Raw genomic sequence first — 1342 nt, forward strand, 5'->3', positions numbered from 1 at the left:
TGGCCTGATATATTTGGTTCACCAACTATTGCTAATGCAATATTAGACAGACTCCTTCACCATAGCCATATTATATCTATCAAAGGGCCATCCTACAGAATCCAATCTAAAATACAATATTTAGATAATAATAGGGTAAAGGATTCTGGGGTCTCATAGTCCACTTTTTGTACATAGTTATTTTCCACTTTTTAGACATTCTTATATTGACATTTACAGTTTATAGACTACCTATAAGGAATTGAAACGAAATTCCCTCTTCATTACAAATCCTCCTTTTAATCTAGTTTATAGACTACCTATAAGGAATTGAAACTTTCACCTCCTCACATATCCCCTTTGCCTACATTTCTGTTTATAGACTACCTATAAGGAATTGAAATAGAACCATTGTAGGGTATTTTGTACTGGAATTAATTAAAATTATAGTATCCATTTTCACACAGTCTGCCATTTCTATTCGACCAATTTGCTGCTCTAGTTCCTAAGTTAAGATGAATAAGAACAAGGTTTGTTATAGCTACCACAGTTATCACTATTTTGTTCATTTTGATGAAATCACTTCATATATACATATCTTCTTTATTCCAGTAGTTATAGATAAAAAGGGAGGATTTAAAAGTATCTGCTAAAGAATTAATAACTAGAAAGTACATGAAGAAGTTTTACTCTTAATTAGAAAATTGTATGAAAAAGACCATTGATCATGGTATGGTATCTTAACGATGTTACAAAGTTGGGTTATAAATCTATAACGCTATAGGAATAAATTATATCTCGTTTTGATACCTTGGGAGTTTTAATTTTTGAAGATAAATTAGAGAAATGCTTTCTTTAGGAGACTGTGAAATAAATTGTGTATGAAAATCCTCCAGGTTAAGGTAAAATAAAAATAACTTAACTAGGAGGATTTTGTTATGGGAAGAAAAAGACCAGAAAGAAAAAATGCTAAGCTTATCGAATCAATTTTAGAAGCTTACCAACCAGAAACAGCACAAGACATTCAGGAGGCACTAAAGGATTTAATGGCAAATCTACTAGAAGAAATGTTAATGGCAGAGTTAGATGACCATTTAGACTATGAATATGGTAAAAAACCACTTAGTCTTAACACAAGAAACGGGTATAGTAGTAAGAAGGTAAAAGGCTCTAATGGTGAGATGGAAATCAAAGTACCTAGGGATAGAGATGGAAGTTTTGAACCCCAAATAGTTAAGAAGCATGAAAAAGACATATCAAACATTGAAAAACAGATAATTTCAATGTATGGAAGGGGTATGACTACAAGAGATATATCTGCACATATTCAAGACATTTATGGATTTGGACTTTCAGAGTCAAC

General features: G+C 31.7%; 2 protein-coding genes. Both read left to right on the forward strand.

Annotated features, from left to right (window positions below):
* Positions 1 to 9: 9 nt before the first annotated feature.
* Positions 10 to 159: an ATP-binding protein gene (locus CUL_RS16890; RefSeq protein WP_330216553.1), complete on the forward strand. Its 150-nt coding sequence runs from the start codon at positions 10 to 12 to the stop codon at positions 157 to 159.
* A gap of 758 nt (positions 160 to 917) precedes the next feature.
* Positions 918 to 1342 (forward strand): transposase (locus CUL_RS0107025; protein WP_025640912.1); only part of this gene is annotated, 425 nt, incomplete at its 3' end.

It is taken from the genome of [Clostridium] ultunense DSM 10521 (assembly GCF_000511955.1).
Taxonomy (GTDB): Bacteria; Bacillota; Clostridia; order Tissierellales; family Tepidimicrobiaceae; genus Schnuerera; species Schnuerera ultunensis.